Below are 14453 nucleotides of genomic sequence, written 5' to 3'. Positions count from 1 at the left end.
CAGAAAGGGAGAAGAAGCATGGAAACAATGGAAAAAAAGATTGCCGGATTTTTATTGGAGATCAAAGCCGTATTTTTAAAGCCGCAGGATCCCTTCACTTGGGCAAGCGGCATCAAATCGCCGATCTATTGCGATAACCGCCTCACCCTTTCTTATCCCGAGATCCGCTCTCAGGTGGAACAGGGCATCGCCGAAAACATCCGCAGGCATTATCCCGAATGTGAAGTGGTGGTGGGCACCAGCACAGCAGGCATCGCCCACGCCGCGCTGGTGGCCGATATTTTGAAACTGCCCATGGCTTATGTGCGCGGCAGCGCCAAGGATCATGGCCGCCATAACCAGATCGAAGGCCGCGTGGAAAAAGGCCAGAAGGTCGTGGTGGTGGAAGACCTGATCTCCACCGGCGGCAGCGTGATCGAAGTGGTCAATGTGCTGCGCGAAGTGGGCGCCGAAGTGCTGGGCGTGGCTTCGATCTTCACCTATGGGCTGCAAAAGGGCATCGACCGCATGGCGCAGGCAGAGGTGAAAAACATCTCGCTTTCCAATTATGATGCGCTGGTGGAAAAAGCGGTGGAAGAAAATTATATCAAACCTGAAGAGGTGAAAAAGCTTCAGGCGTTTCAGAAAAATCCTTCGGATGAAAGCTGGATGAGCCTGTAAAACCGCCAAAGCAGCATGGGGCATCATCCGGCAGAAACCGCAAAAGCGGGCAAAACCGGAAAACAGCCGCAAAAGAAAAAACAGGCATCCAGAAAGGCCTCTCACCCGTTATAGGTGAGAGGCCTTTGCTTCTGCTATGGGGCGCCTTGTTTATCAAGCGCCGAAATCGAAGGAATAATCGAAATTGCCGGCCCAAGGGGTGCTGACGGAAATCACAGCCGAGGAAACGCCGTTCTTTTTCAGAAACGCCATGGCTTTTTCATCCTGCTGCATGGCCTGATAAAGGGCTTTGCTGTTTTCTTCAAACCCGCTTTGCAAAACGGCAGGATCTTTTGTGAGATCGGCCTTGGTGACGGGGATCTCCGCAAGAAGCTTTTTTGAAGAAGGGTCGATGCCGAAGCGGCGCAGCGTAACGACCCGGCGGCCTTTTTCAAATTCTTTTTTTGAAGCTTCGTCGGTGAACGCTTTGGAAGCTTCTTCGTTCCAGCGGGAGACGGCTTCATAGGCGGTGGCCTGAAGATGTTTTTCTTCCTCGCTCTGCGCGGGCGCAAAGGCAGGATCGGAAGTCAGCGAAAAACCGGTGCTTTCATAAAGAGCGATGCCGCTGAGGCTGTAGCAGGTGACCTTCAGCTCGTGGATCTTATAAACGCCATAGGGCGTTTCTTTCAGCGCCTGAGATACCTGTTCGACGATTTTATCGGCCAGCGCCTTTTCATCGCTGCCTGCCGCCTGGGGGTCATAATAAACGCCGGCTGCCAAAGACAGGTTGGAATAGGCTTTTTCGCCCGTGTTTTCATTCATCAGCAAAGGGTCGGCCGAACCTTCCAGAGTGACCCGGTCGATCTTCACCGGCTTTTTCTTATCCGCCCAGGTTTGCAGAGAAGCGGTCAGAATTTTCAGCAGTTCGCTTTCGGAAGTGCCGTCGATCATGGCTTTGACCTCTTGTTTGCGGGCGTCATTCTGCTTTTCGGAATGGCTGTCATAGAACTTTGAAAGCTCGGCCATGGTGGGCATTTCTTTCAGGGGCGTTACTTTGTTTTGCGTTGCGCAGCCGCAGAAAAGCAGCGGCAGAAGCAGCATCGAAGCAAGAACCTTTTTCATTTTGGAACCTCCTTGTTAAGGAATATAATGGGGCAAAAAGTAAGATTGCAAATATTTACTGTAAAATATTTGCTCTTTTTGACAGTATATCACAGCCCGGGCCGGCTGCCAAGGGGTCTTTGTCGTGATCCTGCGGCGAGGCAAAAGATGAAAAGATGCCACTTTCATGCCTGTGATATTTATGATATAATAAAGTGATTATGGATAAAAGACAGGAAAGCTGTTTTATTTGGAATAAAAGATTTTTCGGAGGTAGCTATGTGGGCTGCAAATAGATGGAAAGAATATGAATTGCTCGATTGCGGCGGCGGCGAGCGGCTGGAACGCTGGGGCCGGCAGATCCTGATCCGCCCCGATCCGCAGGCGATTTGGAAAAGAGGCGGCCACCCCCTGTGGCGCAAGGCCAACGCCATTTATCACCGTTCTGAAAAGGGCGGCGGCAATTGGGAGATCTTCGATTTGCCGCCCCAGTGGAACATCGCTTATGATGACCTGACTTTTCAGATCAAGCCGATGAATTTCAAGCATACCGGCGTTTTCCCCGAGCAGGCGGCGAATTGGGATTTTACGCGCCAGATGATCAAAAGCCGCAATAAGCCCGTCAGCGTTTTGAACCTGTTTGCCTATACGGGCGGGGCAACTTTGGCGGCCGCTTCGGCGGGGGCCGGCGTTTGCCATGTGGATGCTTCCAAGGGCATGGTGGCCTGGGCCAAAGAAAACGCCGCGGCTTCCGGCCTTTCTCAGGCGCCCATCCGCTATATCGTGGATGACTGCAAAAAATTTGTGGAACGCGAGATCCGCCGCGGCCACACCTATGACGCTATCATTATGGATCCCCCTTCCTATGGCCGCGGGCCTTCGGGGGAGATCTGGAAATTTGAAGATAACATTGCCGAATTTTTGGAACTTTGCATGGGCGTGCTTTCGGAAGACCCGCTGTTCCTCATCATCAATTCCTATACCACGGGCATTTCGCCCTCGGTTCCCGTTTATTTGCTGGGGATGACCATGCAGAAACGCTATGGCGGCAGTGTGGAAGGCGGCGAGCTGCTGCTGCCCGTGACGCAAAGCGGGCTGATGCTGCCCTGCGGCCACACCTCGCGCTGGGTCTGCCGCGCATAAGGAGAAGAAAGATGGAAAGCATTATCAAAACCGAAGGGCTTCGCTATCGGTATACCCACCGTGAGAACCAGCCCGATCTTTTGGCGCTGGATGGCATCACGCTGGAAATCCAAAGCGGCACTTTTGTGGCGGTTTTGGGGCATAACGGCTCGGGAAAATCCACCCTGGCCAAACATTTCAACGGCATCCTGCTGCCCACCGAAGGCAAAGTGTGGGTCGATGGCATGGATACAGCCGATGAAAGCAAGCTTTATGATATCCGCGGGGTGGCGGGCATGGTTTTCCAAAACCCCGATAACCAGATCGTGGCCACCGTGGTGGAAGAAGATGTGGCCTTTGCGCCCGAAAATATGGGCCTGCCTTCCGCCGAGATACGCAGGCGCGTGGATGAAGCGCTGGCGGCGGTGGGCATGAGCGAATTTAAAAAGAACGCCCCCCATCTGCTGTCGGGCGGCCAGAAACAGCGCATCGCCATCGCCGGGGTGCTGGCCATGGCGCCGCGGGTGATCGTGATGGATGAACCCACAGCCATGCTGGATCCCAACGGGCGGGCGGAAGTGATGAAAACCATCCGCTGGCTGAATGAAAACGAAAAAATGACGGTGGTGCTCATCACCCACCATATGGATGAAGCCGCGCAGGCCGACCGCGTCATCGTGATGGAAGACGGCCATGTGATCGATGACGGCAAGCCGAAAGAAATTTTCAGCAAAGTGGAGGCCATGCGCAAAACGGGCCTGGGCGTGCCGCAAACGGTGGAAATTTTGGACGAACTGCGCAGGAACGGCGCCGATGTGGCAATCGATGCCCTGACGGATGAAGAATGCGCCCGGCGGCTGATGAAGTTTTTGGAGGATTGATCCCGTGAGCGAAATTTTAAAAGCGGAAAACCTGACCTATATTTACAGCCCGGGCACGCCTTTCGAAAAAACAGCCATCGAAAAGGTGAACCTTTCCATCGAGCGGGGCGAGCTGGTGGCGCTCATCGGCCACACCGGCTCGGGGAAATCCACACTGATCCAGCATTTCAACGCGCTGCTCAAGCCCACTTCGGGGCGGATGCTGATCGATGGCCGCGATATCTGGGAATCGCCCGAATTCACCCGCGCAAGCCGTTTTCGGGTGGGGCTGGTGTTTCAATATCCCGAGCATCAGCTGTTTGAAGAAACGATTTTTGCCGATGTGGCTTATGGCCCGCGCAATATGGGGCTGGGGGAAGAAGAGATCCGCGCCCGCGTGATCGAATCGCTGGCCGCCTGCGGCATGGGCGAAGATATGCTTGAAAAATCGCCCTTCGATCTTTCCGGCGGCCAGAAGCGCCGCGTGGCGCTGGCCGGCGTGCTGGCCATGCGGCCCGAAGTTTTGATTTTGGATGAACCCGCCGCGGGGCTCGACCCCCGCGGCAGAGAAGATATTTTTCGCTATATCCGTGAATATCACGAAAAACACGGCGTGACGATCTTGTTTGTGACCCACAGCATGGAAGACGCCGCAAAACTGGCTTCGCGCATCATTGTGATGAAAGACGCCAGGGTGTTCATGAGCGGCACCCCCAAAGAGGTGTTCACCCACGCGCGTGAGCTGATGGAAGCAGGGCTGGATGTGCCCCAGATCACCCGCGTGTTTTTAAAAATGAAAGAGATGGGCGCGCCGGTGGATACGGCGGTATATACCGTGGAACAGGCCAGGCAGCAGCTTTTGGCCCTGAAAGGAGGCGCTCATGCTTAAAGATATCACCATTGGGCAATATTTTCCCGTGGAAAGCCCCGTGCATCGGCTGGATGGGCGCACCAAGCTGATTTTGACTTTCGCTTATATCGTGTTTCTGTTTTTGGCCAAAGGCGTGGCCGCCTATGGGCTGTTCGCCCTTTCTTTGGTGGCGGTCATCAAAATTTCGCATATCAGCTTTAAAATGGTGGCCAAAAGTCTGAAGCCCATTGCGTTTCTGGCCGTTTTCACGGCGCTTTTGAATATGCTTTATACCCCCGGGCAGGTGCTGTGGCGGTTCTGGATCTTTCAGATCACGCAGGAAGGCATCGTTTTGGCGGCGTTCATGGTGGCGCGCATCGTGATGCTGATTGCGGCCACTTCGCTGCTCACCTATACCACTTCGCCCGTGGCGCTGACAGATTCCATCGAAACGCTGTTCCGGCCGCTGAACAGGCTTCATGTGCCGGTGCATGAATTCGCCATGATGATGACCATTGCGCTGCGGTTCATCCCCACGCTGATCGAAGAAACAGAAAAGATCATCAACGCCCAAAAGGCCCGCGGCGCCGATTTTGAAACAGGCAACATCATTCGCCGCGCCAAAGCGCTGATACCGGTTCTGGTTCCGCTTTTCGTTTCGGCGTTTCGCCGCGCCGATGAGCTTTCGGTGGCGATGGAATGCCGCCTTTATCGCGGCGGCGCGGGCAGGACCCGGCTGAAACAGCTGAAAATGGGCAAAAATGACGCCGCCGCTTTCGCGATCTGCTGTGTGTTTTTCGCGGCGGTGATGGTGGTGACAAAGGTATGGCCATGATGAGAAATATCGCGTTTAAATTGGCCTATCTGGGCACGGCCTATCATGGCTGGCAATATCAGAACAACGCCATGACCATTCAGCAGATGATGCAGGAAGCCATTGAAAAGGCCACGGGCCAAAAAATAACGCTTTCCGGCTGCGGGCGCACGGATGCGGGCGTTCACGCCAGGCTTTATGTGGCCAACGGCAGGCTGGAAATCAAGATCCCGCTGGAAAAGCTGCCCCTTGCCGTCAACGCTTATCTGCCCATGGATATCGGCGTGACACAGGCGCTTGAAATGCCCATGGATTTTGACGCGCGTTTCAGCTGCATCAGCAAAGAATATACTTACCAGATCTATAACAGCCGCATGCGCGACCCGTTTTATCATAACAGAGCCTATTTTTGCCCTTCGGCGCTGGATTATGAAGAAATGGCCCGGGCGGCAAAGCATTTTGTGGGCAAACATGATTTTTCGGCGGTGCGCAGCGAAGGCACCCCTGTGCGCAGCCCCATTCGAACCATTCACTATTGCGAAACCGAAAAAAAAGGCGATCTGATCTCGATCCGCGTTTGCGCGGATGGGTTCTTATATAATATGGTGCGCGCCATTTCGGGTACACTGATCTATTGCGGGCTTCATAAGATCATGGCCGATCAGATCCCCGCGGTTCTGGAATCGCGCGACAGGGAACAGGCCGGGCCCACGGCGCCCGCCTGCGGCCTTTATCTTTCGGCGCTGAATTACGGCATGGAGGCACTCGATGGCAGAAAATAATGTAATTGCATCAGAGGGCGGCAATATTACAAAATTCCGCCCGGATCGGCGCGGCGCGGCCTGCGGGCTGCTGAAAAGCATCGCCCTGCTGGGGCTGCTCTGCTCGATGATCTATTGTGTGTGGAATTACCATGAACAGCTGACGCTTTCCAGCCTGCGCAAGCTGGCGGCCACCGTTTCGGCGGCGCAAAACGGGCAGAACGCCGAATTCGCGGGCTATAGCTTCGAAGCGGGAACAGACAGTGTGTATGATGATTTTGGCAGCGGCCTTGCCGTGCTGAGCAGCGACACCTTAAGCTTTATCAACGGCGCGGGGCGCGAAGAACTCAGCGTTCAGCTGAAATATGCAAACCCGGCGCTGAGCGTGGCTTCCGATAATATGCTGGCTTATGACCGCGGCGGCAAAAAGCTTTGCTTCACCAACCGCTATACCTCTTTGTGGGAAACCTCGCTGTCTTCCGATATCATTTCGGCCAATGTGAACACGGCGGGCGCTTTTTGCGTGGTGACCGATGAACAGGGTTACCGCGCGGCGGTGACGCTTTATGATATGCACCAAAAAAGAAGGTTTAAATGGAAGACCTCTGAATATTATATTATGCAGGCCGCCGCCGCGCCCGACCTGAAACAGATGGCCGTTCTCTGCATGAGCCAGAAAGACGGCAGCAGGGTTTCCGCCATCCGCGTTTTCGATACTTCCAAAGAAGACCCGAAAGCGGATATTCCGCTGGGCAGTTTAACGGTTTATTCCATGGAATATTATAAAAACGATTCGCTGGCGCTGGTGACGGATCAGGGCATCTTTTTCTATGACGGCGCGGGGCAGCTGCGCGGCAGCTTTGCTTATCCACGGGGTTCGCTGGTCACTTTCAGCCATAAGGCGGGCATGCTGCCCACCGTGGCGCTGGAAACCGGCGACCGCGAAAACCGCAGCCGCGTGGTCACCGCCGATGAAAAGGGCAGCCTGCTGCTCGACCGGCAATATCCCGCGGCGGTGAGAAGCCTTTCGACTTCGGGCGATAAGGTGGCGGTGCTGCTTTCCGACAGCGTGGTGTGTGAAACGCTGGGCGATCCGCAGGCCGCGAAATCCGCAAAAGAGATCAGTGCCCGCGATATCATTTTATGCAGCGACGGCAAAGTGATGGTGATTTATGCGGATCGGGCAGAGGAGCTGAAACTGGCGTAACGAAAGGAGAACCATGGCGGATCTTATTTTTCTTTGCATCATTCTGGGCATGACTTTTCTTGCGGGGCGCAAGGGGCTTTTTCGGCTGTTTGCCGGGGCGTTCGGCACAGTCATCGCTTATTTCGGCGCGGCAAAATGGGCTGTTCCCAAGCTGACGGCGCAGGCTCAGGAAATTCTGACCCCGCTCTGCCGAAGCTTTTTAAGCCGTGCGGCCGAAAAAAGCAGCGTTTTGCAAACGGTGCAGCAGCCTTATGACGCCACCTCGCAAAATCTGGGGCAGCTGCTCAAAGCGCTTCATGTTCCCCATGGCTTGACGCAGGAAGTGGGGGATAAGATCGCGGAAACAGGCCATAATATTTTGAATTCGGCCGCCGAGACCATCAGCAAAGAGATCGCGCCGCTTCTGGTGTTCCTGCTGGCGTTTTTCCTCATCAAGCTGGCCATCTGGGTGGCTGCCCAGGTGTTCAGCGCCGATATCCCGCTGGTGAGCGGGATCAACCGCACGGCGGGGTGTTTGCTGGGCGCCTGTTCGGGCGTTTTGGTGGTCGTCGTGCTTTGTGTGGGCCTCACGGCCTTCGCGCCCCAGGGGGTGGCGGGGGTGCTTTCGCAAGAAAGCATTTCTCAAAGCATCATCGGCAGCACGGTCTTCCGCTTTATTCGATAAGAAAGCAACAAATGCCGCCGTCGGGCGGCATTTGGCAAGAATGGATAGAATTTTCGCCTTGAATTTACAGTTTATTTCTTTTTTTCTTTCGGATTCTATTGCATAATAACGATAAAGACGCAGGCCGTTCAGCCGCATGGCGGGCTGCCTGCTTTTCCAACGAAACGCCATGCGGAGAAACGGATGAGAACACGATATGGAAATGCCACTTTGCAGCCGCTGCAAAAAGAATGTGGCCGTTTTATTTATCACAAGGCTTGAAAACGGCAAAACGATCAACGAAGGCCTTTGCCTGAAATGCGCGAAAGAACTGGGGATCAAACCCGTTACCGATATGATCGAAAAACTGAACATCAGCGATGAAGATATCGAAACCGTGGCGGAAGAATTGCGCAACGGCGACCCCGAAGAACTGCTCAGCGGGCTTTTAAGCGGCATGGGCGGGCTGAACGGCATGATGGGCGGCGCGTCGCCCGAAGAATGGCAGAGCGAAGAAGACGACGAAGACGAAGAAGACGGCGAAGAAAATGAGAATGAAAACGACGAAGATGAGGATGAAAACCAATCCCGCATCCCCGTGATCCCGTTTTTCAATTCGCTGCGCTCCCAGAAAAGCGATGAAGAGAAAAAAGAGGCTAAAAAGAAAAAACACAGCGACAAACAGCGCAAGTTTTTAAATAACTATGCCACCGATCTCACCAAAAAAGCGCGCGAAGGCGGGCTGGATCGGGTGATCGGCCGCGAAAGCGAGACCGAGCGCGTGATCCAGATCTTGAACCGCCGCCAAAAAAACAACCCCTGCCTCATCGGTGAACCGGGCGTGGGCAAAACCGCCGTGGCCGAGGGGCTGGCCCAGAAGATCGCGGCGGGCGAAGTGCCTTATAAATTGCAGGATAAAGAAGTCTGGCTTCTGGATATGACGGCCATGGTGGCGGGAACGCAGTTCCGCGGCCAGTTTGAAAGCCGCATGAAGGGCCTGATCGATGAAGTGAAACGGCTGGGCAACATTATTCTGGTCATCGATGAAGTGCATAATCTGGTGGGGGCGGGCGATGCCGAAGGCTCGATGAACGCCGCCAATATTTTGAAACCGGCGCTTTCCCGCGGGGAAGTGCAGGTCATCGGCGCCACGACTTTCAAAGAATACCGCCAGCATATCGAAAAAGATACCGCGTTGGAACGCCGCTTTCAGCCTGTGACCATCAGCGAACCTTCCATGGAGCAAACGGTGGAGATCATCAAAGGCATTCGCGGTTATTATGAAAAATTCCATGGGGTGCATATCGGCGATGAGGCGGCCAGACAGGCGGTCTATCTTTCCGAGCGCTATATCAACGACCGCTTTCTGCCCGATAAGGCCATCGACCTGATCGATGAAGCCTGTTCCGAGATCAACCTGAAAAACGATGCCATCAACGAAAAGGCAAGGGTGACCCACGAGCTGCAGCAGCTGGAACAGGAACGCGAAGAATTGCTGCAGATCGAACAAACCGATGAAACCTATCAGAAACTGGCCGATCTGCGCAGCAAAGAGCTGAAGCTCAACAGCCGCCTGGATGCGGTGAAAGATCTGCCGATGCCCGAGCTTGCCATCGATGATCTGGCCAATGTAATTGAGTTGTGGACGAAGATCCCCGCAAGCAAAGTGCAGCAGCAGGAATTCGAGCGCCTGATCACACTGGAAAAACGCCTGAAAAGCCGCGTGATCGGTCAGGATGAAGCGGTAGACGCCGTGGCGGCCGCCATCCGCCGCAGCCGCGCGGGGGTTTCGCCGAAGCATAAGCCTGTTTCCTTTATTTTTGTGGGCCCTACTGGCGTGGGCAAAACCGAGCTTGTCAAATGCCTGGCCACCGATCTGTTCGATACCCCCGATGCGCTCATCCGGCTGGATATGAGCGAATTTATGGAAAAACACAGCGTGTCGAAGCTGTTAGGCGCCCCTCCGGGATATGTGGGCTATGATGAAGCGGGCCAGCTGACGGAAAAGATCCGCCGCCGCCCCTATAGCGTGGTGCTGTTCGATGAAATCGAAAAGGCGCACCCCGATGTGCTGAATGTGATGCTGCAGATATTGGATGACGGCGTTGCCACCGATTCACAGGGCAGAAGGGTTTCTTTTGAAAACACCGTGATCATCATGACCTCGAACGCCGGTTCCGACCGGCAGGATGGCGCCGTGGGCTTTGGCCGAAGCGTCACACAGCAAAGCCGCGATAAGTCCATGAAGGCTCTTTCCGAGATCATGCGCCCCGAATTCCTCAACAGAATCGATGAAATCGTGCCGTTCAATCAGTTAACTGAAACAGATTTTGCGGCCATCGCACGCATTATGTTGGGCGATTTAACCGAAACTTTAAAAGGCAACGGAATTTCCTTCGATTATGACCAATCGGTAGTTGACTTTTTGGTAAAAGTGTCGTATTCTATTAAATACGGAGCGCGCAATTTGCGGCGCACGATCCAAAAGGAAATTGAGGATCAGGCGGCAAGCTTCATCATTGCAGCGTATCAAAAACCTTTAACAGAGCTTCACGCTACTGTGAAAGATGAAAAGCTGTTGCTTCAGGTAGGTTGATTTTATTCTCTCTGCCGGAAGGAAATAGAACTTTCCGGCAGAGAAAAAATAAATAGAAAATACCTTGACAAGCCCGCATCACCATGCTATACTATCAAAGCTGACTAGTTCGCGGGTGTAGTTCAATGGTAGAATTCCAGCCTTCCAAGCTGGTTACGTGGGTCCGATTCCCATCACCCGCTCCATAAGTGGCTACGGCTGCTTTCGGTATGCGCCCGTAGCTCAGCAGGATAGAGCAACTGCCTTCTAAGCAGTAGGTTGGGGGTTCGAGTCCCTCCGGGCGCGCCATTTAAAAATGGTGGGTGTAGCTCAGTTGGTTAGAGCACCAGATTGTGGCTCTGGGGGTCGCCGGTTCGAATCCGGTCATCCACCCCATTTACTTTCTTCACCCGGCGGTGCACCTTTATTGTTGCCACATTGGGATGTAGCCAAGGGGTAAGGCACGGGACTTTGACTCCCGCATTCGTAGGTTCAAATCCTGCCATCCCAGCCAATATGACCCATTAGCTCAGCAGGCAGAGCACCTCCCTTTTAAGGAGGGTGTCCGGCGTTCGAATCGCCGATGGGTCACCACAAAAAACCACTTCAAACGAAGTGGTTTTTTTCTTTGCCTAAAAAACTAAAATCAGGGTGGCCCAACCATAGGCTGGGGCGGAATCCCTTAAAAACAAATAGACAATATATGGTTGTGCCTGCGCGCCGCATCTTGGGCTTGCGGAAGAGAATTTTCTGTGATAGGATAGAAAAAATAGGAAAAATAGGAAAAATAGGAAAAATGAATGCACGGGAAAGGAAAAATCTGCATGACGACTGTTTATTTTGTGAGGCATGCCGAGCCCAATTATGAAAACCATGTCGACCGTGATCGCGAACTGACAGCCAAGGGGCTGGCAGATACCGCGCTGGTCACCCGATATCTGGCGGATAAAAAGATCGATGCCGTATTTTCAAGCCCTTATAAACGGGCGGTGGATACGATCAAGCCCTTTGCGGAAAGCGCAGGGCTGCCCATCGTTATGGCGGATGGCTTCAAAGAGCGGGCTGTAGACAACGCGTGGATCGAAGATTTCGAGGCGTTTTCGCGGCAGCAGTGGCAGGATTTTTCTTATAAACTGGCGGGTGGAGAATCGCTGCAGGAGGTGCAGGATCGAAGCATCCGCGCGCTTTCGATGATTCTGTCGCATCTGCCAGGCAAAAATATCGTTATCGGCAGCCACGGAACGGCGCTGAGCACGGTGATTCGCTATTTTGATCCGAGCTACGGTTATGAAGAATTTGTGAAGATCAAAGGGCTGTTCCCATGGATCGTTCGGTTCGAATTCAGGAAAAATGCAGCGCCCAAAATAGAATATATCAATGTTTTTGAGCAATGAATTTTTTTGCGCCGGGGGTGGAAAAAAGAAGCAAAAAAATTTGTGAAAACTGTCGCCTCGGTCTGCATGATTTCTGTTGCATAACAAAAAGCAAACTGTTAAAATCAAAGCAATTAAAAGCGGAAACGGCATCCGATGAAAAATGTGAAAGCGGTGCTTTGTCGGCTTGAAATCGGCGGGTAGGATCGCGGGCCGTGAAAGGCGGCAGGCGATTCGGACGGGAGGCTTCCGTTATGGCGAACAGATCACGCGCCTGGAAGGGCAGAGCAATTTGGATTTTAGTGTTGGGGGTCGCCGCTTCGATCCTCTTTTCCGCTTGGTATTATCAGGGCCTTCGCGTGCGCAGCCAAAAAGATATCGAACGCGTCTGCGCGTTATATGCGGAACGAACAGAAAATTTGGTGAACGCCTTTTTTCATAAAACCGATATTCTGGCCGCGGTGGTGAAGCTCGAAAACGGTGATATCACAGAAGATGTTTTTGAAGACACGGCGAAGCTTGTCTATCAACGAAACAGCGGCATCCGCGGCATCCAATATATGCCCGGGGCGGTGGTGACCTATTCTTACCCTTTAAAAGGGAACGAAGCGGTGATGGGCAAAAATTTTCTGCAGATCCCCGAGCGGAAAAAAGACGCACAGCTGGCCATCGATACCAAAAGCATTGCGCTTTCGGGGCCTTACCATCTGATCCAGGGGGGGCTTGGCGTGGTGGCCCGCAACCCTGTTTTTTTGAAGGATGGAAAAGGCCAGGAATACTTCTGGGGGTTTTCGGCCATCGTTCTCGATCTTCCCGACGCTTTGAAAGAAGTCGGGCTGGAACATTTGGCGGAATCCGGCTATGATTTCCAGCTTTACTGCATCAACGAAAATCAGGAACGCCTTGTCATTGCCGGCGACGAAAACATGAAAGTAGAAAACATGGCGGTGGGAACGATTCAGGTGCCGCATCATGCATGGAAACTGGCGCTTAAAAAGGTGAACACCTCGTCAGAACGCTCAAAAGCGCTGGTGATGTTCGCCGCGGGGTGCTTCCTCAGCGTGATTTTATGGCGCGCCTATTGTCTGATGATGCGCGAACACGCCGCTGTCGAAGCAAAAGACAGGTTCTTTTCCTGCATCAGCCATGATATGCGCACACCGCTGAACGCCGTGATCGGGTTTGCGTCGCTGGCGCAAAAGCCCGAACTTTCCGATGAAATGAAAAACAGTTACCTTCAAAAAATACAGGCTTCGGGGAAGTTTTTGCTGGAACTTGTGAATGATACGCTGATGATTTCAAAAATCGGCAACGGCAAACTGAAGATCCTGCCCCGGCCGGTGTTCACCGAAGACATCGGCGCATCTATCCTGCCCGCCGTTGCCGCCATGGCCGAACAGAAAAAAATCGCTTTTTCGGTGGATTCTTCGGGATATCGCCCCAGAACGATTCTGGCCGACCGGCTGAATGTTGAAAAAATTCTGCTGAATCTGCTGACCAACGCCGTGAAATATACGCCCGAGGGCGGCAGCATTTGGGTCACCGTGAAAGATGTGCCCGGGGCAAATGCCGATCCGGATCTGGTTTTTTCCATCCGCGATAATGGAATCGGCATGAGCAAGGAATTTCTGTCACAGCTGTATGAACCCTTTGCGCAGGAAAACCAGCAGGGCTATGAAGCTTATGGGGTGGGTCTGGGCCTTTCCATCGTGAAACAGCTGGTGGAACTGATGGGCGGAAGCATCACCGTGAACAGCCGAAAAGGTGAAGGCACAGAGTTTACGGTTCGGATGTATCTGCGGGAAACCACTGATATTCAGAACAGGCAGAGCCCCACAGAGCACAGCCCCAACGAAGAATTGAGCGGGAGAAAAATGCTTCTCTGTGAAGATAACAAGCTCAACCGCGAGATCGCCTGTGCGCTGCTGCGGCAAAAAGGGGTTGAGGTCATAACGGCCGAAAACGGAAAGATCGGGCTGGAATGCTTCGCCGCTTCAAAGCCCGGCGAGTTTGACGCGATCCTGATGGATATTCGAATGCCCGTGATGGATGGCATCACGGCCACGCAGGCCATTCGTGAATTGGAGCGGGCGGATGCCCAAACTGTGCCGATCATCGCCATGACGGCCGACGCTTTCGCCGAAGATATCGAAAGATGCCTGGAAGCGGGCATGAACGCCCATTTGGCAAAGCCCATCGAGCCTCAAATGTTTTATCGGGCGCTGGCCGAGCATTTGAAAAAACGCCCTATGGATTGATAGAGTTTCAAGGCCGCCGATCTGTCAAACAGATCGACGGTTTTTTTAATCATCGACGGGTGAAAACCATCGATATCCGTTGAAAACAGAAAATTGAAGAAAAGAACATGGTTTTTGCGCCGCGGCAACGGAATGAATCGACATTTTGAAAAATGCCGATCGGCGATAGGCGGATGCGTTCAACAAGAGCACGAAAAGAAGAGTAAAATACACTGCGAGTAAACTCCCATACCCTGTGCGGAAAAAAGGG

At 53.3% G+C, this 14453-nt stretch carries 12 protein-coding genes and 5 tRNA genes; 16 read left to right on the top strand and 1 reads right to left on the bottom strand.

Annotated features, from left to right (window positions below):
• Nucleotides 1-18 precede the first annotated feature (18 nt).
• Nucleotides 19-660 (top strand): orotate phosphoribosyltransferase, encoded by a 642-nt coding sequence (gene pyrE, locus ACJA3I_RS11110; RefSeq protein WP_458862659.1) that lies wholly within the window; start codon nucleotides 19-21, stop codon nucleotides 658-660.
• A 153-nt stretch (nucleotides 661-813) separates the two neighbouring features.
• On the opposite strand, the gene ACJA3I_RS11105 is transcribed toward pyrE, so the two are convergent.
• Nucleotides 814-1761, bottom strand: coding sequence for a hypothetical protein (locus tag ACJA3I_RS11105; protein ID WP_458862658.1), 948 nt, complete (start codon nucleotides 1759-1761; stop codon nucleotides 814-816).
• A 258-nt stretch (nucleotides 1762-2019) separates the two neighbouring features.
• Between ACJA3I_RS11105 and ACJA3I_RS11100 the strand changes: the two genes are divergently transcribed.
• From ACJA3I_RS11100 to ACJA3I_RS11030, 15 genes are all read left to right on the top strand, one after another.
• Entirely contained in the window at nucleotides 2020-2883 is an 864-nt protein-coding gene (locus ACJA3I_RS11100) for a class I SAM-dependent methyltransferase (RefSeq protein ID WP_458862657.1), read from the top strand.
• An 11-nt stretch (nucleotides 2884-2894) separates the two neighbouring features.
• Complete coding sequence (locus ACJA3I_RS11095; protein WP_458862656.1) at nucleotides 2895-3743, top strand: energy-coupling factor transporter ATPase; 849 nt, start codon at nucleotides 2895-2897, stop codon at nucleotides 3741-3743.
• A 4-nt stretch (nucleotides 3744-3747) separates the two neighbouring features.
• On the top strand, nucleotides 3748-4611 hold the full coding sequence (locus ACJA3I_RS11090; RefSeq protein ID WP_458862655.1) for an energy-coupling factor transporter ATPase: 864 nt from the start codon (nucleotides 3748-3750) through the stop codon (nucleotides 4609-4611).
• Entirely contained in the window at nucleotides 4604-5407 is an 804-nt protein-coding gene (locus ACJA3I_RS11085) for an energy-coupling factor transporter transmembrane component T family protein (RefSeq protein WP_458862654.1), read from the top strand. Before ACJA3I_RS11090 ends, ACJA3I_RS11085 begins: the two co-directional genes overlap by 8 nt.
• Nucleotides 5398-6168, top strand: a complete 771-nt coding sequence (gene truA / locus ACJA3I_RS11080; RefSeq protein WP_458862653.1) for a tRNA pseudouridine(38-40) synthase TruA — start codon at nucleotides 5398-5400, stop codon at nucleotides 6166-6168. The genes ACJA3I_RS11085 and truA overlap by 10 nt, the downstream gene beginning before the upstream one ends.
• Entirely contained in the window at nucleotides 6155-7354 is a 1200-nt protein-coding gene (locus ACJA3I_RS11075; RefSeq protein WP_458862652.1) for a DUF5711 family protein, read from the top strand. The genes truA and ACJA3I_RS11075 overlap by 14 nt, the downstream gene beginning before the upstream one ends.
• A 13-nt stretch (nucleotides 7355-7367) precedes the next feature.
• Nucleotides 7368-8018, top strand: a complete 651-nt coding sequence (locus tag ACJA3I_RS11070; RefSeq protein WP_458862651.1) for a CvpA family protein — start codon at nucleotides 7368-7370, stop codon at nucleotides 8016-8018.
• A 196-nt stretch (nucleotides 8019-8214) separates the two neighbouring features.
• Nucleotides 8215-10593, top strand: a complete 2379-nt coding sequence (locus tag ACJA3I_RS11065) for an ATP-dependent Clp protease ATP-binding subunit (protein ID WP_458862650.1) — start codon at nucleotides 8215-8217, stop codon at nucleotides 10591-10593.
• A gap of 111 nt (nucleotides 10594-10704) precedes the next feature.
• Nucleotides 10705-10778, top strand: a tRNA-Gly gene (locus tag ACJA3I_RS11060).
• Between the two features lie 26 nt (nucleotides 10779-10804).
• Nucleotides 10805-10881: transfer RNA gene (locus ACJA3I_RS11055), tRNA-Arg, on the top strand.
• A gap of 10 nt (nucleotides 10882-10891) precedes the next feature.
• Nucleotides 10892-10968 (top strand) — tRNA-His (locus ACJA3I_RS11050).
• A 43-nt stretch (nucleotides 10969-11011) separates the two neighbouring features.
• Nucleotides 11012-11086, top strand: a tRNA-Gln gene (locus tag ACJA3I_RS11045).
• Nucleotides 11087-11090: 4 nt separating this feature from the next.
• A tRNA-Lys gene (locus tag ACJA3I_RS11040) sits at nucleotides 11091-11166 on the top strand.
• Between the two features lie 230 nt (nucleotides 11167-11396).
• Nucleotides 11397-11966, top strand: coding sequence for a histidine phosphatase family protein (locus tag ACJA3I_RS11035; protein ID WP_458862649.1), 570 nt, complete (start codon nucleotides 11397-11399; stop codon nucleotides 11964-11966).
• A gap of 233 nt (nucleotides 11967-12199) precedes the next feature.
• Nucleotides 12200-14203 (top strand): ATP-binding protein, encoded by a 2004-nt coding sequence (locus ACJA3I_RS11030; RefSeq protein ID WP_458862648.1) that lies wholly within the window; start codon nucleotides 12200-12202, stop codon nucleotides 14201-14203.
• The last annotated feature ends 250 nt before the right edge of the window (nucleotides 14204-14453 follow it).

It is taken from the genome of Acidaminobacterium chupaoyuni, from assembly GCF_047936785.1.
GTDB lineage: Bacteria > Bacillota > Clostridia > Oscillospirales > Butyricicoccaceae > Acidaminobacterium > Acidaminobacterium chupaoyuni.
Note: the sequence above shows the minus strand (reverse complement) of the source record. Positions and strands in the feature narration are given on the sequence as shown.

Bases quoted from the DNA above. Each gene is read 5' to 3' on its own strand.
- pyrE (WP_458862659.1), top strand. From the start codon at position 19: ATGGAAACAATGGAAAAAAAGATTGCCGGATTTTTATTGGAGATCAAA.
- ACJA3I_RS11105 (WP_458862658.1), bottom strand. From the start codon at position 1,761: ATGAAAAAGGTTCTTGCTTCGATGCTGCTTCTGCCGCTGCTTTTCTGC.
- ACJA3I_RS11100 (WP_458862657.1), top strand. From the start codon at position 2,020: ATGTGGGCTGCAAATAGATGGAAAGAATATGAATTGCTCGATTGCGGC.
- ACJA3I_RS11095 (WP_458862656.1), top strand. From the start codon at position 2,895: ATGGAAAGCATTATCAAAACCGAAGGGCTTCGCTATCGGTATACCCAC.
- ACJA3I_RS11085 (WP_458862654.1), top strand. From the start codon at position 4,604: ATGCTTAAAGATATCACCATTGGGCAATATTTTCCCGTGGAAAGCCCC.
- truA (WP_458862653.1), top strand. From the start codon at position 5,398: ATGGCCATGATGAGAAATATCGCGTTTAAATTGGCCTATCTGGGCACG.
- ACJA3I_RS11075 (WP_458862652.1), top strand. From the start codon at position 6,155: ATGGCAGAAAATAATGTAATTGCATCAGAGGGCGGCAATATTACAAAA.
- ACJA3I_RS11070 (WP_458862651.1), top strand. From the start codon at position 7,368: ATGGCGGATCTTATTTTTCTTTGCATCATTCTGGGCATGACTTTTCTT.
- ACJA3I_RS11065 (WP_458862650.1), top strand. From the start codon at position 8,215: ATGGAAATGCCACTTTGCAGCCGCTGCAAAAAGAATGTGGCCGTTTTA.
- ACJA3I_RS11035 (WP_458862649.1), top strand. From the start codon at position 11,397: ATGACGACTGTTTATTTTGTGAGGCATGCCGAGCCCAATTATGAAAAC.
- ACJA3I_RS11030 (WP_458862648.1), top strand. From the start codon at position 12,200: ATGGCGAACAGATCACGCGCCTGGAAGGGCAGAGCAATTTGGATTTTA.